Annotated in this window: 20 protein-coding genes; 3 read left to right on the top strand and 17 right to left on the bottom strand. The window is 32.7% G+C overall.

The window, feature by feature from the left end:
• Positions 1 to 65: 65 nt before the first annotated feature.
• On the bottom strand, positions 66 to 569 hold the full coding sequence (locus tag NOU10_RS02655) for a hypothetical protein (RefSeq protein ID WP_003700014.1): 504 nt from the start codon (positions 567 to 569) through the stop codon (positions 66 to 68).
• 206 nt (positions 570 to 775) lie between these two features.
• Here NOU10_RS02655 and NOU10_RS02650 point away from each other — a divergent pair, with 206 nt between their 5' ends.
• Positions 776 to 991, top strand: a complete 216-nt coding sequence (locus NOU10_RS02650; RefSeq protein WP_003707954.1) for a DNA-directed RNA polymerase subunit epsilon — start codon at positions 776 to 778, stop codon at positions 989 to 991.
• Positions 992 to 995: 4 nt separating this feature from the next.
• Complete coding sequence (gene rnjA / locus NOU10_RS02645) at positions 996 to 2,672, top strand: ribonuclease J1 (protein WP_255905919.1); 1,677 nt, start codon at positions 996 to 998, stop codon at positions 2,670 to 2,672.
• Positions 2,673 to 2,751: 79 nt separating this feature from the next.
• Here the strand turns inward: rnjA and gndA are convergent, their stop codons facing one another.
• From gndA to rpsO, 8 genes are all read right to left on the bottom strand, one after another.
• Entirely contained in the window at positions 2,752 to 4,173 is a 1,422-nt protein-coding gene (gene gndA / locus NOU10_RS02640) for an NADP-dependent phosphogluconate dehydrogenase (RefSeq protein WP_003700011.1), read from the bottom strand.
• A 108-nt stretch (positions 4,174 to 4,281) separates the two neighbouring features.
• Positions 4,282 to 5,508, bottom strand: a complete 1,227-nt coding sequence (gene clpX, locus NOU10_RS02635) for an ATP-dependent Clp protease ATP-binding subunit ClpX (protein WP_003700010.1) — start codon at positions 5,506 to 5,508, stop codon at positions 4,282 to 4,284.
• 213 nt (positions 5,509 to 5,721) lie between these two features.
• Entirely contained in the window at positions 5,722 to 7,032 is a 1,311-nt protein-coding gene (gene tig, locus NOU10_RS02630; RefSeq protein WP_255905918.1) for a trigger factor, read from the bottom strand.
• Positions 7,033 to 7,231: 199 nt separating this feature from the next.
• The gene (tuf, locus tag NOU10_RS02625; RefSeq protein ID WP_003706071.1) at positions 7,232 to 8,419 is read right to left on the bottom strand and encodes an elongation factor Tu; all 1,188 of its coding nucleotides are present in this window, start codon (positions 8,417 to 8,419) and stop codon (positions 7,232 to 7,234) included.
• 347 nt (positions 8,420 to 8,766) lie between these two features.
• The gene (locus NOU10_RS02620) at positions 8,767 to 9,654 is read right to left on the bottom strand and encodes an outer membrane protein assembly factor BamD (protein WP_255905917.1); all 888 of its coding nucleotides are present in this window, start codon (positions 9,652 to 9,654) and stop codon (positions 8,767 to 8,769) included.
• A 51-nt stretch (positions 9,655 to 9,705) separates the two neighbouring features.
• Positions 9,706 to 11,403, bottom strand: a complete 1,698-nt coding sequence (locus tag NOU10_RS02615; RefSeq protein ID WP_255905916.1) for a ribonuclease J — start codon at positions 11,401 to 11,403, stop codon at positions 9,706 to 9,708.
• 18 nt (positions 11,404 to 11,421) lie between these two features.
• Positions 11,422 to 12,294, bottom strand: a complete 873-nt coding sequence (gene dapA / locus NOU10_RS02610; RefSeq protein WP_255820458.1) for a 4-hydroxy-tetrahydrodipicolinate synthase — start codon at positions 12,292 to 12,294, stop codon at positions 11,422 to 11,424.
• A 141-nt stretch (positions 12,295 to 12,435) separates the two neighbouring features.
• Complete coding sequence (rpsO, locus tag NOU10_RS02605) at positions 12,436 to 12,705, bottom strand: 30S ribosomal protein S15 (protein ID WP_003701713.1); 270 nt, start codon at positions 12,703 to 12,705, stop codon at positions 12,436 to 12,438.
• Positions 12,706 to 13,008: 303 nt separating this feature from the next.
• On the opposite strand from rpsO, the gene rpsT reads away from it, so the two are divergent.
• Positions 13,009 to 13,263 (top strand): 30S ribosomal protein S20, encoded by a 255-nt coding sequence (gene rpsT / locus NOU10_RS02600; protein WP_003699999.1) that lies wholly within the window; start codon positions 13,009 to 13,011, stop codon positions 13,261 to 13,263.
• A gap of 298 nt (positions 13,264 to 13,561) precedes the next feature.
• Here the strand turns inward: rpsT and rplS are convergent, their stop codons facing one another.
• From rplS to ffh, 8 genes are all read right to left on the bottom strand, one after another.
• Complete coding sequence (gene rplS, locus NOU10_RS02595; protein ID WP_003701743.1) at positions 13,562 to 13,918, bottom strand: 50S ribosomal protein L19; 357 nt, start codon at positions 13,916 to 13,918, stop codon at positions 13,562 to 13,564.
• Positions 13,919 to 14,034: 116 nt separating this feature from the next.
• Positions 14,035 to 15,465 (bottom strand): APC family permease, encoded by a 1,431-nt coding sequence (locus tag NOU10_RS02590; RefSeq protein WP_255905915.1) that lies wholly within the window; start codon positions 15,463 to 15,465, stop codon positions 14,035 to 14,037.
• Positions 15,462 to 16,058 (bottom strand): GNAT family N-acetyltransferase, encoded by a 597-nt coding sequence (locus NOU10_RS02585; protein ID WP_255905914.1) that lies wholly within the window; start codon positions 16,056 to 16,058, stop codon positions 15,462 to 15,464. The genes NOU10_RS02590 and NOU10_RS02585 overlap by 4 nt, the downstream gene beginning before the upstream one ends.
• Positions 16,045 to 16,797, bottom strand: coding sequence for a tRNA (guanosine(37)-N1)-methyltransferase TrmD (trmD, locus tag NOU10_RS02580; RefSeq protein WP_003705998.1), 753 nt, complete (start codon positions 16,795 to 16,797; stop codon positions 16,045 to 16,047). Before trmD ends, NOU10_RS02585 begins: the two co-directional genes overlap by 14 nt.
• 2 nt (positions 16,798 to 16,799) lie before the next feature.
• The gene (rimM, locus tag NOU10_RS02575; RefSeq protein WP_255905913.1) at positions 16,800 to 17,306 is read right to left on the bottom strand and encodes a ribosome maturation factor RimM; all 507 of its coding nucleotides are present in this window, start codon (positions 17,304 to 17,306) and stop codon (positions 16,800 to 16,802) included.
• An 84-nt stretch (positions 17,307 to 17,390) separates the two neighbouring features.
• Positions 17,391 to 17,636, bottom strand: a complete 246-nt coding sequence (locus NOU10_RS02570) for a KH domain-containing protein (protein WP_003699990.1) — start codon at positions 17,634 to 17,636, stop codon at positions 17,391 to 17,393.
• Between the two features lie 9 nt (positions 17,637 to 17,645).
• A complete protein-coding gene (rpsP, locus tag NOU10_RS02565) occupies positions 17,646 to 17,921 on the bottom strand; it encodes a 30S ribosomal protein S16 (RefSeq protein ID WP_003699989.1) in 276 nt (91 codons plus the stop codon).
• Between the two features lie 94 nt (positions 17,922 to 18,015).
• Positions 18,016 to 19,455 (bottom strand): signal recognition particle protein, encoded by a 1,440-nt coding sequence (gene ffh / locus NOU10_RS02560; protein ID WP_003707969.1) that lies wholly within the window; start codon positions 19,453 to 19,455, stop codon positions 18,016 to 18,018.
• Between the last annotated feature and the right edge of the window lie 8 nt (positions 19,456 to 19,463).

Here is a 19,463-nt window from a genome sequence, read left to right as displayed (position 1 = left end):
TAAAGATTAATGTTTTAGTAACTTAATCTTTACCGATCTTTTATTTTTTACTTGATGATTCTCCACTATTTCTTAAAACCAGGCTCTAACTTTTCAATATCATTTAAATACTTATACGTTGCCTCATTCATTATATACGCTACATCTATATGCAGTATATTTTCTAGCTGCCAAATATCTGATACTATAAATGGAGGTTTATTAGCCATATTTTGAATTTTTTTCTGTTTTGCATAATCAAATAATTTCTTTTCTAGTAATTCCTTCAAAGCATTTAGTTTCTCACTGGAAAATTTTTGATTCTGAATCAATTCTACTGAATATTCAAAAACCATCACATCTTTTCCCCAAACGTCAGATACTACTGCTATATCCCTTATATTTTTGTGATTATTCTGATTAAACCATTCTAGATCTATCTCATTTATCGATTTATACATAGCGTCGTCAGTAAGCTTTCTACTTCTTGCTTGTAATCTTTTCAATTCCTTGTTTTTTATGTAATACTGTATAACAACAATAATTACAATGAAAACTATCGCAGTTAATATAACTAACCAAAATTTCATATCATCAGCCTCTTTCTACAAAGCTTCCTCATTTTTAAGTATATCACAGTCTATTGTCTAATTTTTATATGTTTTGTCTAAGTTCTATACTTAATTTGCTTGTTATGCTAAAATGTACTTAACTATTGTGTAAAGCAATCTTTGTTCGGTTAAATAATTTTTTGTTATACACTATTGTGTAAATTCATTTTAAAGGAGAAGTTTTAATGACTTTTAAAGTATATTATCAACCATCAAAAAAATCTAATCCAAAGCGTGAAAATACTCATGTTATGTATTTTGAAGCTAAAGACGAAGTTGAAGCTCGTCATCTTGTTGAAACACATTTTCCAGAATACAATGTTGAATTTATTGAAGCTTTGGACGAAGCTACACTTGAATATGAAAAACAAAGTGTTAACTTCAAACTTACGGAGTTTTAGTTAAATGAAAAAACTAAATGTTAAAAATAATGAGACTGCTGTTTTTGCAATCGGTGGTCTTGGAGAAATTGGAAAGAATACTTACGGTATCCAATTTCAAGATGAAATCATCGTAGTGGATGCTGGTATCAAATTTCCAGAAGATGATTTGTTAGGTATTGATTATGTTATACCTGACTACTCATATTTAATTGCAAATCAACAAAAAATTAAAGCTTTAGTTATCACACATGGACATGAGGATCATATTGGCGGTATTCCTTATTTACTACAAAAAATAAATGTACCTGTCTATGCTGGCCCTCTTGCACTTGCATTGATTAAAAGCAAACTAGAAGAACATGGACTACTTCGCACAACTGAACTTCATGAAATAGATGAAGACTCTATTCTAAAATTTAGAAAAACGACAGTATCTTTTTTTAGAACAACACATTCTATCCCTGATACTTTAGGTGTGGCTGTCAAAACACCTTCTGGAACAATTGTATGTACAGGAGATTATAAGTTCGATCTTACTCCTGTTACAAATCAGCCACCTAATTTACAAAAAATGGCAAAATTAGGTGATGAAGGTGTGCTTTGCCTACTTTCTGATAGTACTAATGCTGAAATTCCTAACTTTACTAAGTCAGAACGCTGGGTTGGCCGTTCTATTCGTCGTATATTTGAAAAAGTCGAAGGCCGTATAATATTTGCTACTTTTGCCTCTAACATTTCGCGTGTACAGCAAGCTACATCTGCAGCTATTGCTCGTGGTCGTAAAATAGCTGTTTTTGGACGTAGTATGGAAGCTGCAATTGTAAATGGTAGAGAACTTGGTTATTTAGATATTCCTGACGATGCTTTAGTTGATGCTAGAGAAATAAGTAGTTTACCCGCTAATAAAATTATGATTCTATGTACAGGATCTCAAGGAGAACCTATGGCAGCTTTGAGTCGTATAGCTAATGGTACTCACCGTCAAGTATCTATTCAACCCGGTGATACTGTAGTATTCTCTAGTTCTCCTATTCCAGGAAATACTACCAGTGTAAATAAAGTTATTAATGAGTTAGAAGAAGCTGGAGCTACTGTTATTCATGGTAAAGTTAATAATATTCACGCCTCTGGACATGGTGGTCAAGAAGAACAAAAACTTATGCTTCGCTTGATGAAACCTAAGTACTTCATGCCTGTCCATGGTGAATACAGAATGTTAAAAATTCATACTGAGTTAGCTGAAAAGTGCGATGTTCCTAAAGAAAATTCATTTATTCTAAAAAATGGAGATGTTTTAGCACTTACAAAGGATTCAGCAAGATATGCAGGCCACTTTAATGCTGGTGATGTCTATGTTGACGGTTCTGGCGTTGGAGATATTGGAAATGTTGTACTTCGAGATCGTCGTTTACTTTCAGAAGAAGGTCTAGTAGTTGTTGTAGCAACCATAGATATGCAAAAGCGCCAAATTATTGCCGGCCCAGATTTATTATCACGAGGTTTTATCTACATGCGTGAATCTGGCGATTTAATTAATCAAGGTCGTCGTCATCTTTATCGTTCTATTAAGAGAGAACTTAAAAATGATAAAGTTTCTGAAGCTCAAATTAAAAATACTATTATCTCTGATCTGCAAGAATTTTTATTTGAACAAACAGAAAGACATCCTATGATTTTACCAATGCTTGTTACAATATAATTTAGATATATTAAAAACGGTATAAGAACTATTGTTAGTAGTCCTTATACCGTTTATTTTATACTATACATCTTAATAATTATTCTTCATGATACCATTCGTAATGGTAAATACCTTCACGATCAGTACGTTCATAAGTATGTGCCCCAAAGTAGTCACGTTGTGCTTGAATAATATTTGCAGGAAGATGTGCAGATCTATATTGATCATAATATGTGATAGCACTAGAAAATCCTGGGCAAGCAACACCTGCTTTAATTGCTAAAGCAGCAATATCACGGACATCATTTTGATATTCTTCAACGATTTTCTTGAAGTAATCGTCTAACATCAAATTCTTTAATTCAGGATTCTTTTCATATGCATCAGTAATCTTTTGTAAGAATTGAGCACGAATAATGCAACCTTCACGCCAAATCTTAGCCATATCGCCATAATTTAGGTTCCAGTCATAATTTTCAGATGCTACTCTTAATTGTTCAAAACCTTGAGCATAACTCATAATCTTACTAAAGTATAATGCACGACGAATTTTTTCTACTAATTCTTTCTTATTTACGTCACCTAAATCAAATTCCGGATTAGGTAAAACTTGACTAGCAGCCACACGTTCATCTTTCATTGCTGAAATATAACGAGCATATACAGATTCTGTAATTAATGATTGAGGTACTCCTAATTCTAAAGCACTTTGAGAACTCCACTTACCAGTACCCTTGTTGCCAGCACGATCTAAAATAACATCTACAATTGGTTTACCCGTACCCAAATCATCTTTACGAGTTAAAATATCAGCAGTTATATCAATTAAATAACTCTTCAACTCGCCATCTTTCCATTCATTAAATACGTCAGAAATTTCATCATTTGATAAACCTAGTAAGTTACGCATCAAGTTATAGCTTTCAGCAATAAGTTCCATATCACCGTATTCAATACCGTTATGAACCATCTTAACATAGTGACCTGCTCCGTTAGGTCCAACGTAAGTTACACAGGCTTCACCATCTTCAGCCTTAGCAGCTATTTTCTTCAAAATTGGTTCTACTAAATCATATGCTTCTTTTTGTCCACCTGGCATTAAAGAAGGTCCTTCTAACGCACCTTTTTCTCCCCCAGATACACCCATACCGATAAAGTTAATACCAGAATTATCTAGTTCTTCATTGCGACGCATAGTTTCTTGGAAGAATGTATTTCCACCATCAATTAAAACATCACCTTTATCTAAATGAGGCAATAATGACTTAATTGTTGCATCTGTTGGAGCACCCGCTTTAACCATCAAAATAATTCGACGAGGTGTTTCTAAAGAATTAACAAAATCTTCAATCGTATAACTAGGTACTAAATTCTTATCAGGATGATCAGCAACTACCTTTTCAGTTTTTGATCCTGTTCTGTTATAGATAGCAACACTGTATCCACGACTTTCAATGTTTAAGGCTAGGTTTTTACCCATAACAGCCATACCAACAACACCAATTTGTGGTTTGCTCATAATAAATATCCTCCTAAATTATCATATACAATTTCAACATGTAAATTACAATAGTATTCTAACAAATATCATATCATGGTGCAATTAATTAAATATACATAAAAATGCTTATTTTACTATTTCAGGTTTACTCTTACCATCAACAGTATCTTTTGTAATAACTACCTCTTTAATATTATCTTCGCTAGGAATGTCAAACATAATATCTCTCATAGTAGCTTCAACAATGGATCTCAAACCTCTGGCACCTGTGTTTCTTTCAATAGCTAAATGCGCAATTTCCTTAACAGCATCATCTTCAAATTTTAATGATACATCATCAAACGATACTAATTTTTGATATTGCTTAATTAATGCATTCTTAGGTTCTGTTAAAATTCTCACTAAATCTTCTTCAGTAAGTTTTTCAAGTGCTGTAAGAATTGGCAAACGACCAATAAATTCAGGGATTAATCCAAACTTTAATAGGTCTTCAGGAATGATTTGTTGCATTAAACTCTTATCAGGATCATATTCCTGCTTAGAATCTACACCAAAACCTATTGTTTTGTCTCCTAAACGATTTTTTACCATTGTTTCAATACCATCAAAAGCTCCACCAACAATAAATAAAATATTTGTAGTATCAATTTGTATAAATTCTTGTTGTGGGTGCTTACGGCCACCTTGAGGAGGAACATTAGCTATTGTACCTTCAAGAATCTTAAGTAACGCTTGTTGTACACCTTCACCAGAAACATCACGCGTAATTGATACATTTTCAGATTTCTTAGCAATTTTATCAATTTCATCTATATAAATAATGCCTCTTTGAGCTCTTTCTACATCATAATCAGCATTTTGTAAAAGTTTCAATAAAATATTTTCAACGTCTTCACCAACATAACCTGCTTCTGTTAAAGTTGTTGCATCTGCAATTGCAAATGGTACGTTCAAAATTCTAGCTAAATTTTGAGCTAAGAATGTTTTACCAGAACCTGTTGGTCCAACAAGACAAATATTACTCTTTTGTAATTCTGTTCCATCATCATCTGACAATGAAGCATTAACACGTTTGTAGTGATTATATACAGCAACTGCTAATGTTTTCTTAGCTTCTTCCTGTCCAACAACGTATTGATTTAAAGTATCAACAATTTCATGAGGAGTAGGAACATTAGTAAAATCTTTTTGTGCTTCTGCTTTTGTTTCTGTATCAATAATTGATTGTGCTAATTCTACACATTCATTACATATATACACTCCTGGTCCAGAAATCATACTTTTAACTTGATCTTCTGTTTTTCCACAAAAAGAACATGTCGCAGGAGTCTTATTATCTTCATTTTCAAACATCTAAAAATCTCCCTACGTGTTTTTTATTTCATAAGACTGCCTTTATTTTAGCAAACAATAGTGCTAAACGCCATTAACACGACTTAAAAGCTACTTATCTTAATTATTAATAAAAAAAGTGCCAATAGATTTTCATCCATCAGCACTTCTATAACTAATTAGTTCTGTAAAAGTTATACTTTCACCTACAGAAAATCACTAAGGAAGTCTTAATTATTCTTCATCCTTTTTAGCATCACGAGTTTGCTTTGCAGAATCAGCAATTTCATCAACTACTTTTCTAACTGCAATATCATGCTTCAACATGTCATCAGATAAAGCAGAACGAACTGCTGCTTCATCCATTTGATATTGTTCAGCTAAACTCTTAATTTCAGCATTGATTTCATCTTCAGATGGTTCAATCTTTTCAGTCTTAACAATTGCTTCAAGAACAAGATTTGTTTTAACGCGCTTTTCAGCACCTTCTTCAAATTGTTTGTGCAAATCATCTGCTGATGTACCTGTTAATTGGTAATACATATCAGCACTGATACCTTGATTTTGCATACCTGCTAAGAAGTTATCCATTTGACGATGTACGTCGTCCTCAATCATAACAGCTGGAATTTCACCAATTGTTGCATTTTCTACAGCAATATCAAGTGCTTCTTCTTGAATTGCAGCTTTAGCTTCAGCAACTTTTTGATCTTTCAAACGATCTTTAATTTTTGCCTTTAATTCTTCAAGAGTTGCAACATCTTCATCAACATCTTTTGCAAATTCATCATCTAGTTCTGGTAATTCTTTTGTCTTTACTTCATGAATCTTTGTATCAAAAACAGCTTCTTTACCAGCTAGATCTTTTGCTTGATAATCTTCTGGGAATGTTACAGTTACAGCAACTTCTTCACCAGCTTTGTGACCTACTAATTGATCTTCAAAACCTGGAATAAATTGACCAGAACCTAATTCAAGAGAATGGTTTTCACCTTTTCCACCATCAAAAGCTTCTCCATCGATCTTACCTTCAAAATCAATAACAACAGTGTCACCTTGTTCTGCTGGTTCATCTTCTTTAAGAACTAATTCTGCTTCTTGTTGTTGTAATCTATTCAATTCATTTTCAATATCAGCTTTCAAAACACGTGTTGGGTGCTTTGTAACTTCTAAATCTTTATATTGACCTAATTCAACTTCAGGTTCAACAGTAACTTTTGCAGTTAATACCCATGCAGCATCTGATTCCATTGATTCAACATCAATTTGTGGTTGATCAACTGGATTGATATCTGCTTCTTTAACAGCATTTGAATATGCTTCAGGTAATAAATCATTTAAAGCTTCTTGATATAATGCTTCTTCACCATACATCTTGTTGAAGATTTGGCGAGGAACTTTACCCTTTCTAAATCCAGGTACATTTAAAGATTTCTTTACACGATTGAAAGCAGAATTCAAGCCTTCTTTAATTTTTTCTGGAGCAATTTCAAAAGTTAATTTACCTTCGTTTGTTCCGTCTTTCTTTTCCCACTTTATAGACATCTTATTCCCTCCGAATAATTATTTTTAATAATTACTTAGTAATTGCATACCTATTAATTTTAACGTAGATAATCAAAATTGTAAATGTTTAGAGTGTAAAAAAGTTAGTAAATACATCTTTTTACACAAAAAAAGAAGGTTGGAAAACCAACCCTCTTTCTTGAAAGTTAACAAAATGTCAACATTACGTGAAATCTTATTAGTCGTCGATTTCAGAAACCACACCAGCACCAACTGTACGGCCACCTTCACGAACTGTGAACTTAAGACCTTTTTCAATAGCAACTGGAGCAATCAATTCTACTGTAAATGTTACGTTATCACCAGGCATAACCATTTCTACACCTTCTGGTAATTCGATAACACCAGTAACGTCTGTTGTGTGGAAGTAGAATTGTGGACGATAGTTAGAGAAGAATGGTGTATGACGACCACCTTCGTCCTTTGTCAATACGTAAACTTCACCTTTGAATTTCTTGTGAGTTTGGATTGAACCTGGCTTAGCCAAAACTTGTCCACGTTCAACTTGTGTACGGTCAACACCACGAAGTAAAGCACCGATGTTATCGCCAGCTTCACCTTCGTCAAGTGTCTTACGGAACATTTCAACACCAGTAACAGTTGTCTTAACAATGTCATCCTTCAAACCAACGATTTCAACTTCGTCACCAACTTTAACTGTACCACGATCGATACGACCAGAAGCAACAGTACCACGACCTGTGATTGTAAATACATCTTCAACAGGCATTAAGAATGGCTTATCTGTAGGACGTTGTGGAGTTGGAATGTATTCGTCAACTGTGTCCATTAATTCCATGATTTGTGCTTCAGCATCTTTGTCGCCTTCAAGAGCCTTCAAAGCGGAACCACGAATAACAGGAATATCGTCACCAGGGAAGTCATATTCAGATAATAAATCACGAACTTCCATTTCAACTAAGTCAAGTAATTCGTCATCGTCAACCAAGTCGCACTTGTTTAAGAATACAACAATGTATTCAACACCAACTTGACGAGCAAGTAAGATGTGTTCACGAGTTTGTGGCATAGGACCATCAGTAGCAGCAACAACTAAGATAGCACCATCCATTTGTGCAGCACCAGTGATCATGTTCTTAACGTAGTCAGCATGTCCTGGAGCATCGATATGTGCATAGTGACGCTTTTCTGTTTCATATTCAACGTGAGCTGTGTTGATTGTAATACCACGTTCACGTTCTTCTGGAGCAGCGTCAATAGAAGCGTAGTCAGAAGCTTCAGCCAAACCTTTTTCAGCTAAAACCTTTGTAATTGCTGCTGTTAAAGTTGTTTTCCCATGGTCAACGTGTCCGATTGTACCGATGTTTACATGGGGTTTTGTTCTTTCGTAATGTTCTTTAGCCATTAAAGAAAACCTCCTAAAAATTTGCAAGAAATATCGTATAATACGATAAACCTTTGTTTTTATTATACTACTTCTCTAAAAGAAAACCAAGTGTGATATCTATTAAAGAAGAATTCTCTAAATATTATATATATATAGAATGATTTTGTAAACAAAAAAATTATAATTTTTTTGAAAATAATTCATTGTTACAAACTCCAGCATTCGATAAGTATTATTACTATTCCTAAAAAACTTTCAGTCATACTTATCAAACGTTATGAGTTTATCATCACACAATAAAATATGCAATCTTTTTGCATACTTTATTTTCATCTATTTTGATAATGTATACATAATTAGTTGATTCACAGATTATTCCATTGTTCGATGTAGTCTTCTAATTTCTTCGAAAAAGCCAGTTCCTGTTCATTTAGAACTTTAAACTCATCATTACATAGTAATATATATATTAAGTTTTGTTCTAAATTCTGTTCAATATCATTGAATGGATACAGCACCATTAACTTTAAAACTATCTCCTTCCATTTCAAATCTTTCTCAAAGTCATCCATTGGTAATTGTTTAAATTCTTTATAGATTTTTTTATAAATTTTATATTCTTCTATTTCTTTCAATTTTCTTACATCTAATATTTTGACAGTATTTTTATAATCTGTATATTGTACTGTTTCTTCTAAATTTAATTTTCTATAATCATCTAGTATGTTACTTTTTAAAAGTGGATGTATGTTGGAATCTATTAATATTTTTTTAGTATTTATGAAGAAATCATCTACACTTAATCCATAGGCATCTTTCAGTATTTTTCTTTGTTGAAATAGAGGAAAAACACCTAGATAACTTAGCTGTTTTATTAGCTCAAGTTTTGAATTCTTATTTAAGTAATCTGTTAATAGTGTTTGCTGATTCTTATCAAATTCTTTTTGTTCACTTTCTGTTGTATATTCAAATATATTATTTGATAACTCTTGCAATTTTACATTCATCCCTGCAAAAATTGTTGCTTTTTGATACTTCTTGAATTTCTCATTGTCAATAATATACTGTCTTATATATTCGTTTGCTGTTTCATATGCAGCAATATAGTCCTCTATTTTAAGAAATACTAAAAATAAAAAATAATTTGTCCTAAATGTTTTCTTTTCTAGATACTCTTTTTCTAGTAATTTTCTTGCTTTTGTATAATCTTTATTTTTATATGCTTCTTCAGCTTGAAAATATAATTCACTCAAATTATCACCTTATAAAAAAGTCGTTGAAGATTTGTTCAACGACTTTTAATATTAACCTTTCTTTTTCTTCTTAGAAAAATGATTATTTTGATTTATTTCCATAATTACTGGTAAAATAACTGGATGACGCTTTGTTTGCTCATACAAGAAATTATTCAAATTTTCTCGAATATCTTGTTTTAATTGGCTCCAGTCAAATTCCTTGTTATCCAAATCTCTTTGAACAATCTTAGCTACAATATCCCTACTTTCAACCATCAAATCTTTACTTGTTTTAATATATACGAAACCACGAGATGTTATTTTAGGAGTATCAACAATCTTCCTCTTTTTACGATCAATAGTAACCACAGCAATAAAAATTCCATCTTCTGATAAGATTTTTCTATCTCTCAAAACAATATTTCCAATATCTCCAACACCAGTTCCATCAATCATAGTGTTGCCTACTTCTACACTTGATGAAATTGTCATCTCATCTTTCTTATATTCTAAGACATCACCTTTTTTGAGTAAAAAGATATTTTCACTAGGAATCCCTAGTTCTCTAGCTAATTCTGCATGCGCAGACAACATTCTATATTCACCTTGAACAGGAATGACGTAACGTGGTTTTACCAAGTTCATCATTAACTGCAAATCATTCTTACTTGCATGACCTGAAGAATTTAATTCATCAAAAATAGCTTTAACGTCTGCTCCTGAGCGATATATCATGTCTCTAGTTCTTGCAACCTTAGTTTCCATAGCATGAGATGGAGTAGTTGTAATAAATACCAAATCTCCTTCATGTAGATTGATAAATCTATGTCTACCCATAGACATTTTTTGCAATGATTTTAATGGTTCTCCAGAACGTCCAGTTTCAAGAATTACAATTTCATCATCATTGTAGTCGTTAATTTTTTTAATAGGTATGAGTAAATCCTCTTCCGGTAATACTAATTTATTTAAACGCATTGCAGTTTTAACAACTTTTTCTACATCATGTCCAGTAAGAGCCACTTTTCTATTATTAGCTGCAGCTGCATTAAAAATTTGTTGTACTCGTAAAATATTTGAAGCTACGCAAGCTACAATAATTCTTCCTTTACGGTATTCAAAATTTTCACTAATAAAATCATATATTGCTCGCTCATTAACTGTTTCTCTAGGATTTTCAGCATTGGCTGACTCACTTAATAAAGCTAGCACACCTTCACGACCAATTTCAGTTAATCTTGCATAATCTGTTCGATAACCTTTTTCTGCAGACTGATCAAATTTAAAGTCTCCAGTATAAACAACATTTCCATTTTCTGTTTTAATAACCACACCCAAAGACTCTGGAATAGAATGTGTAGTTTGAAAAAATGATATCGTTGCATTTTCAAAATCTATTTCTGTACTCTCATCAATTACATGAAAATCATCGAATTTTCTAGCATCTTCTTCATTTTCACATGCAATTTTAGCTAGTTCAATTGTTAATTCTGATCCAAAAACTGGCACATCAAATTCACTAACAAAATATGGTAGTGCTCCTATGGCATCTGCATGACCGTGTGTTAAGAAAACACCCACTATTTTACGTGAATTCTCTCTTAAATATGAAAAATCAGGAATAACAAAATCTATACCTAATAGTTCATTTTCTGGATACTTTAATCCACAGTCTAAAATAAATATTTCATCATCAACTTCGACAGCATACATGTTTTTGGCATTTTCACGTACCCCACCTAGCGAGATGATTTTTATATCACTCATATTTCCACCTCTTAATTATTAAATTTTTAATTTTTTAAATAATTCATTTTCTTCGTTCTTATCAAGTGAAACAATAGGTAAACGGCATCCTCCAACGTTATAACCAATTTTATTCAAAGCAGCTTTAACTGGACTAGGTGAAGGATAAGAAAAAAGTGCTTCAGCCTTTGGTATTAAATCTCTCATAATTTTTCCAGCCATGAACACGTCTCCAGATTCTAAACTAGAATACATTGTCTTCATATTATCACCATAGATATGACTAGCAACTGAAATAATACCTTGCCCACCTAAAACTCTAGCAGATAGTGCTTCAGCATCTTCTCCTGAATAAACTAGAAAATCTTCTGGAACATTTTCTACTATTTTAGCTATATTTTCGACACCCGTACAATCTTTAATACCTATGATGTTATCATGTTGAGCAAGTTCAATAATAGTATCAACTTCCATGGTTACTCCTGTTCTTCCAGGAATGTTATAGATTATAATAGGTAAATTACTATAGTCTGCGACTTTTCTAAAATGAGCAATCATACCCTTTTGATTAGGTTTATTATAATAAGGTACCACAACTAAAGCAGCATCAACACCATCAATATCAGCCACTTTATTAGTATAATCTATTGTTTGTTGTGTATTATTTGATCCAGTTCCCACCATTAATGGTACTCTACCATCAATAAATTTCACAGAATCTTTTATCAATTGTAATTTTTCGTCTTCACTTAAAGTTGGTGCTTCACCAGTTGTTCCTGAAACAAGAAGACCTTCTGTACCATTATCAAGCAAGTAATTAATAAGATTTTTTGTTCTTTTAGAACTATAGTTACCTTCATCATCAAAAGGTGTAACCATCGCAGTCAAAATATGAGCATTTCTAAAATTCATGATAAAATCTCACTCCAATTTTCATTCGTTCTTTAATATTCTAATAGTTAATTATAGCATACTTTATATATCGTGACGTATAAAAAAAAAGAGCCAGTATAAAACTACTAGCTCTATAGAGTATGCAATTACTTTCAAAAATTAACGACGTAAGCCTAAACTCTTAACAAGTTCACGGTAACGTTGTACATCTGTGTTACGTAAGTATGCTAAAAGGTTACGACGATGACCAATCTTCTTCATCAAACCACGGTAAGAAGCATAATCCTTCTTGTGAGCTTTGATATGATCGTTCAATTCGTTAATATCAGCTGTTAAAACTGCAATTTGTACTTCTGCAGAACCTGTATCTCCTTCATGACGAGCATACTTCTTCATAATTTCGTTTTTCTTTTCTTGTGAAATAGCCAATGTATTTCCCACCTTTCATAATAGTTGCCTTAATCCGAGATAAGACGACGGTGACCCGCCAAACTCAGTAAAAAGGTCATATTTGTATTCAACATACTAGAATAGTTTACAAGATATTTATTAAAAATGCAATACTTACAAGCTATCTTCTAAAAAATTATTTATTATATTAGTATGTCAAGGAATTTTTCTTGACATCTACGTATTTTTTTATTGCATTGTTTTGAACGCTCTTGTATAATGATAAATGTTGAAAAATTAGCTTGTCTTTATTAGAAGCTATAAATCGGAGGTGAAAAATTCATGCCAATTATCAAATCTGCTATTAAACGTGTTAAAACAACTGAAAAAGCTAATGCAAAGAACTCATCTCAATTAAGTAAGATGCGTACTGCTGTTAAGAAATTTGAAAAAGCTAAAACTGCTGGTGCTGACAACGTTGAACAACTTTTCAACGAGGCAGTTTCTGCTATCGACAAAGCACAATCTAAAGGTTTAATTAAAGCAAACAAAGCTGCTCGTGATAAGTCACGCATGGCTGCTCGTTTAGCTAAATAATTGACTTAAAAAACTGGCGAACCGAATTTTTTGGTTCGCCAGTTTTTTCTTTTAGAAGATTGTAAATGTCAATCTTAGTAATTTTATTACTGATATTTTCAATTTTATTTATATAGTAATAAACTTTCAACATTATATTTCATCACAGAAAGTAAAAGGAGCAACAACTCAGAGCAAGCTTAATTTTTTATAGTTTACCCCCAAATTGCCCCCTTCGGCTTATTTTTTAATAATTTTATCATTCGTTATTAAAGGGTATAAAAAAAGAAACCCTGCAACAGCAAGGTTTCTAACGTTTTTAGCCACGGCGACGTTCTGGGATACGAGCTGCCTTACCGTGTAATGCACGTAAGTAGTATAACTTAGCACGACGTACACGACCGTGACGAGTAACTTCAATTTTATCAACACGTGGTGTATGTAATGGGAAAGTACGTTCAACACCAATACCGTTACTAATCTTACGAACAGTATATGTTTCACTGATACCTTCACCACGACGCTTAATAACTACACCTTCAAAAATTTGGATACGTTCACGTGAACCTTCAACGATTCGAGCATGAACACGTACTGAATCACCAGCACGGAAATCTGGAATATCATTACGTAATTGAGATTCCGTAATCTTTGCGATTAATGGATTTACTGACATTAAAATCTTTCCTTTCACCGACATTCATGTCCAGTTGCAGCGGAATATCGTTATTATATGGCAAATAAGCCAATTAATAAAATACCATAATTTACTATAAAAGTAAAGGACCAATTTTATTTTTTATTCAAATTTGAATGATGCATTCCATATACAAAATAAATAATAATACCTATTATAAACCAAACCAACATTAGTAGTTTTGCATCAATATTTAAATTCCAAAATATTATAATTGACACTAGTGCCGAAATAGCTGGTAACAAAGGATATCCTGGCATTTTAAATTTAGCTTCAGGTAGATCAATTCCTTCTCTCTTTCTCAGAGCATAAATCCCTATTGAAACAAAAATAAATGCCACTAAAGTTCCCGCTGATACTAATGTTGCAAGAAAATCGAATGGAAAAAAGGAAGCTAATATTAATGCACCTAATGAAATTGACCATAAAGCATTCTTAGGAACATGTTTAGTATTAATTTTCCCTAATTTTGGAGATAAAAGCCCGTCTCTACCAAATGAATAAATTAACCTAGATGAAGCCAATAAAATACCTATTAAAGCAGAAAATATACCTATTATAGCTACCAGAGATAATAAATTTGCTGTAAAATAATGTCCTGCTTTTCTTAATGCAAAAGCCGCTGGTTCAGCATTACCAGCATAAATACTATACTTAAACATTCCGACTAATACTAGGGAAACTAGTACAAAAAATCCTGTTCCTAAAAATAGAGTCCCTAATAATCCCTTAGGCATTGTTTTCTGTGGATTAATAGTTTCAGCTGTATTTGCTGCAATAGCATCAAAACCAACATAAGCAATGAATATTTGTGATGCACCTGCTAAAATACCCATTAAGCCACCAAAATGAGTTCCAGCTTTATGAGCAGGAATAAATGGAACATAATTATCAGGATGGATAGCCGTTGCTCCCACTGCAATAAAAATAATAATTACTATTAATTTTAGCATTACTATTCCATTTTCTATCCTAGCAACTTGCTTTACACCTTTTGACAATAAGACAGTAACTAACAAAATTGCAAAAGCCGCTAAAACGTCAAAAATCTGTCCAGTATTAGGATTAAATCCCCCACTAAGAGCTACTGGCAAATAAATACCCATACTTTTTAAAAATCCTTGCATATAAGCAGACCAACCTGAAGCAACAAACGCTACAGAAATAAAATATTCTGCTAATAACGCCCAGCCTGCAATCCAGCCAAAGAATTCCCCAAAGAGTACGCTTATCCATGAAAAAGCAGATCCAGCAAATGGCAAAACAGAAGCCATCTCGGCATAAGCAAGTGCCGAAAGTCCAGCACCTATTGCTCCTATAATAAATGCCAACGGAACAGCAGGACCTGTATATTCAGCAGCTACAATACCTGGTAAAGTGAATATGGCAGTACCTACTACCATTCCAGTTCCCAAACCAATTAAATCTAGAGTTCTTAAACTAGGACTTAATTTTGAATCTTTCGCTGCATATAGTTTAGGATTTTGCTTTTGCATTATTTTTTTCAAAAATGTTTTCTTATTCAAGATATTAACTCCTCAAAAGTAAATTTTTCCAATAATTTAGAAATTTCTATCACTTTTCCAGGATTAAGATTATGTTCTCCTAAAGATTTTTCCATCCAACTCATATCAAACCATTCATCAAATTTATATCCACTGTTATGGAAGGTTCCTACATGTCTGTAGCCTAATTTTTCATGAAATAAGATACTTCCTTTGGTTACATACTTGCTTTCTTCACTTGGATTAGTTATACAAGCATTTACATTTAAAATACCTTGCTTCTTTAAAAGATTCTCCAAAACTTTATATAATTGCAAACCTAACCCTTTACCTCTACTATTTTCATCAACATATATAGATGTTTCTACGGACCAATCATACGCTTCTCTATTTTTAAAAGTGTTAGCATAGGCATATCCCATAATTTTACCATCTATTTCTGCTACTATATAAGGATACTTTTTTACTATACTAGCTATCCTGTTTTTAAACTCTTCTAATGTTGGCACCGTATATTCAAAAGTAATAGCTGTATTTTCCACATATGGGCGATAAATTTGCAAAATTCTTTCAGCATCATTTAAATTAATCAATCTAATTTTAGCCTTTTCCATGAATTTCCACATCCTTATCCCGTTCAAATTCTCTTAACCATTCTTTTTCCTTATCAGAAAATTCATAATTTTCCAGCAAATCTGGTCTTCTTTGATAAGTTCTCCTTAAAGATTCTTTTTTTCTCCATTCAGCAATCTTTTGATGATTCCCACTCAATAAAACTTCTGGGACTTCCATCCCTCTAAAATTAGATGGTCTTGTATATTGAGGATATTCCAACAATCCCATTGAAAAAGAATCACCTGAAGCCGATTCATTGTTTCCCAAGACATCTGGTAACAATCTTACGGTAGCATCAATAACTACCATTGCACCGAGTTCGCCACCAGTAAGGACAAAATCACCTAATGAAATTTCATCTGTAACCTTTGCTCGTATTCTCTCATCATATCCTTCATAATGCCCACATATAAAAGTTAAATGATCTTCTTTAGATAGCTCTTCAGCAACACTCTGATCAAATTTTCTTCCAGCTGGATCAAGTAAAATAACTCTACCTAAGTTACCATTTTTCTCTTCAATATTATCTAAAGCATCATAGATTGGCTGTGCTTGCAACAGCATTCCAGCTCCTCCACCGTATGGATAATCATCTACATGATTTTGTTTATTAGTAGTAAAATCCCTAAAATTTGTTACTTCTATGTCTAAAATATCTTTTTCTACTGCTTTACCAACAATTGATTCTGTCAAAGGGCCAAACATTTCTGGAAATAAACTTAAAATATCTATCTTCATTTTTAATCCAACCCATCTAATAATTCAATAATCACTTTATTTTGTTCTAAATTAATTTTTTTAATTACATCTTTAATAGCTGGTAATAAAAGATCACTTGATCCCTTACGTTTGACTACCCAAACATCATTAGCTCCAGGAGACATTATTTCTTTTATTACTCCTATATAGTTATTATCCTCACTAAAGACATCTAAACCTATAATTTGATGATGATAATAATTACCATCAGATAAACTTTCTTGCTGTTCTTCAGAAATTTCTAGTGTCTTTCCCTTTAAATTTTCTACTAGATTAATATTTTCCAACCCTTTAAAAGTTATCATTTCAAATTGTTTATGGGTTCTATGACTTTTAATTTCATAACTATTAATCTTTCCATTATCTCTAATGTATAATATGTTTCCTGGCTTAAATCTGTCTTCAGGAAAGTCCGTCTTACTAATAATTTTTAGTTCACCTTTAATACCATGTGTATTTACAATTTTTCCAACTTCATAATAATTCATTAACTCATCTCCTTAAAAATTAATAAAAACCTCAAAACAAGGTATGTACACTCCTTATTTTGAGGTTTCTTAACTTTATACTAATCAATCCACGATATTTAAGCGTACTTTAAGATTATTATCAAGTCTAATGCCGTAAACAATATTTCTAATAGCCTGAGCTATTCTTCCATGTTTACCAATCACACGACCAACATCTTCTTTTGAAACACTTAAATTAAAGTTTAAAAAATAATCATCCTGTTCAGTTTCTATTTTAACCTCATCAGGCTCAGCAACTAAAGGTTGAACAATCGTTAGAATTAATTGTTTAACATCTGTTTCTGTCATTTCTTAACCTTATTTCTTAGAAAATTTAGCTTCATGGAATTTCTTCATAACACCGTTACGTGAAAGAATGTTACGTACTGTATCAGATGGTTGAGCACCATTGTTTAACCAGTTCATAACCTTTTCTTCTTTAAGAGTAACTGTTTCTGGATCTGTTAATGGGTTGTAAGTACCAACTGTTTCGATGAAACGACCATCACGTGGAGAACGTGAGTCTGCCACAACGATACGGTAGAAAGGACGCTTCTTAGAACCCATACGCTTTAAACGAATCTTTACTGACATTAAATTTCCACCTCCTATTATTATCTCAACGTTTAATAATATACCAGTTATTTTGTCTGGTGTAAAGGAAAATTTCTTGACAGACTAAATTTTTTTATTTCCCTTTTCTTTTAAGTAGTTTTTTAAGCTTCTTTTGCTTTAATTTCTTATTTTTTCTAATCATTCTATTCATTGACATCTTAGCCAACTTACCTTGCATACCTCCACCTAAAAGGCCTTCCATACCTGAGAAGTTACCATTTGACATCTTTTTCATCATATCTTGCATTTGCTTAAACTGCTTTATCATGCGATTAACTTCCTGGATTGGTCTACCAGATCCAGCAGCTATACGGCGACGACGACTAGGATTCAATAAATCTGGATTTTCTCTTTCTTGTGGTGTCATTGAGTATACTATCGCTTTAGTATGTTCAATGTCCTTAGGGTCTACTTTCAAATTCTTCAGTGCAGGATTGTTAGCCATTCCTGGAATCATCTTTATAATATCTTCCATCGGTCCCATATTTTGAACTTGTTCCATCTGAATCAAGAAATCATTAAAATCAAAATTGTTCTCTCTCATCTTTTCTGCAAGTTCTTCTGCTTGTTTTTGATCATATTCTTGCTGTGCCTTCTCAATTAAGGTAAGCATATCACCCATTCCAAGAATACGAGAAGCCATTCTGTCAGGATAAAATACATCTAAATCCGTCATTTTTTCACCCTGACCAATAAATTTAATTGGTTTTCCAGTAACAGCTCTTATTGAAAGTGCAGCCCCACCACGAGTATCACCATCTAGCTTAGTTAGAACAACCCCTGTTACATCAAGTTGATCATTAAAACCTTTAGCAACTTCAACCGCATTCTGACCAGTCATCGCATCAACTGTTAATAGAATTTCATCTGGCTGTGCTAATTCTTTAATACTAGATAACTCCTGCATTAACTTTTCATCAATTTGTAAACGACCAGCGGTATCGATAATAACGTAATCATTTTTCTTGTCTTTAGCTTCTTCAAGACCTTGTCGTACAATCTCTACTGGATCAACATCAACACCTAATGAAAATACAGGAACATCAATATCTTTTCCTAATATTTTCAATTGGTCAATAGCAGCAGGTCTATATACGTCAGCTGCAATCATAAAAGGTCGTGCATTTTTTTCTTTTTTTAACTTATTTGCTAACTTTGAAGCTGTAGTTGTCTTACCAGCACCCTGTAAACCTACCATCATAATAATTGTTGGAATTTTAGCTGATTTATTTAGGGGAGCGGCTTCCTCACCCATAACTTTCACTAATTCTTCATTAACAATCTTTACAATTTGTTGTGCGGGTGTAAGACTTTCTAATACTTCTGCCCCAATAGCTCTACTTCTAACGGTCTTTACAAAATCTTTAACAACTTTAAAATTTACATCGGCTTCAAGTAAAGCTAAACGAATTTCTCGCATAACTTCCTTGACATCAGATTCACTAATTTTACCTTTTCGTCTAAGTTTCCCAATTGCGTTTTGTAAACGTTCTGTTAAACCTTCAAATGCCACAATGGCCA

It is taken from the genome of Ligilactobacillus sp. MP3 (assembly GCF_024436335.1).
Lineage (GTDB): Bacteria > Bacillota > Bacilli > Lactobacillales > Lactobacillaceae > Ligilactobacillus > Ligilactobacillus salivarius.
The sequence above is the reverse complement of the archived record's forward strand: the minus strand, read 5'-3'. Positions and strand labels throughout refer to the sequence as shown.

Coding starts and splice junctions, on each gene's coding strand:
- NOU10_RS02655 (WP_003700014.1), bottom strand. CDS start 569: ATGAAATTTTGGTTAGTTATATTAACTGCGATAGTTTTCATTGTAATT.
- NOU10_RS02650 (WP_003707954.1), top strand. CDS start 776: ATGACTTTTAAAGTATATTATCAACCATCAAAAAAATCTAATCCAAAG.
- rnjA (WP_255905919.1), top strand. CDS start 996: ATGAAAAAACTAAATGTTAAAAATAATGAGACTGCTGTTTTTGCAATC.
- gndA (WP_003700011.1), bottom strand. CDS start 4,173: ATGAGCAAACCACAAATTGGTGTTGTTGGTATGGCTGTTATGGGTAAA.
- clpX (WP_003700010.1), bottom strand. CDS start 5,508: ATGTTTGAAAATGAAGATAATAAGACTCCTGCGACATGTTCTTTTTGT.
- tig (WP_255905918.1), bottom strand. CDS start 7,032: ATGTCTATAAAGTGGGAAAAGAAAGACGGAACAAACGAAGGTAAATTA.
- tuf (WP_003706071.1), bottom strand. CDS start 8,419: ATGGCTAAAGAACATTACGAAAGAACAAAACCCCATGTAAACATCGGT.
- NOU10_RS02615 (WP_255905916.1), bottom strand. CDS start 11,403: ATGAGTGATATAAAAATCATCTCGCTAGGTGGGGTACGTGAAAATGCC.
- dapA (WP_255820458.1), bottom strand. CDS start 12,294: ATGAATTTTAGAAATGCTCATATTTTGACTGCGATGGTTACACCTTTT.
- rpsT (WP_003699999.1), top strand. CDS start 13,009: ATGCCAATTATCAAATCTGCTATTAAACGTGTTAAAACAACTGAAAAA.
- rplS (WP_003701743.1), bottom strand. CDS start 13,918: ATGTCAGTAAATCCATTAATCGCAAAGATTACGGAATCTCAATTACGT.
- NOU10_RS02585 (WP_255905914.1), bottom strand. CDS start 16,058: ATGGAAAAGGCTAAAATTAGATTGATTAATTTAAATGATGCTGAAAGA.
- trmD (WP_003705998.1), bottom strand. CDS start 16,797: ATGAAGATAGATATTTTAAGTTTATTTCCAGAAATGTTTGGCCCTTTG.
- rimM (WP_255905913.1), bottom strand. CDS start 17,306: ATGAATTATTATGAAGTTGGAAAAATTGTAAATACACATGGTATTAAA.
- NOU10_RS02570 (WP_003699990.1), bottom strand. CDS start 17,636: ATGACAGAAACAGATGTTAAACAATTAATTCTAACGATTGTTCAACCT.
- rpsP (WP_003699989.1), bottom strand. CDS start 17,921: ATGTCAGTAAAGATTCGTTTAAAGCGTATGGGTTCTAAGAAGCGTCCT.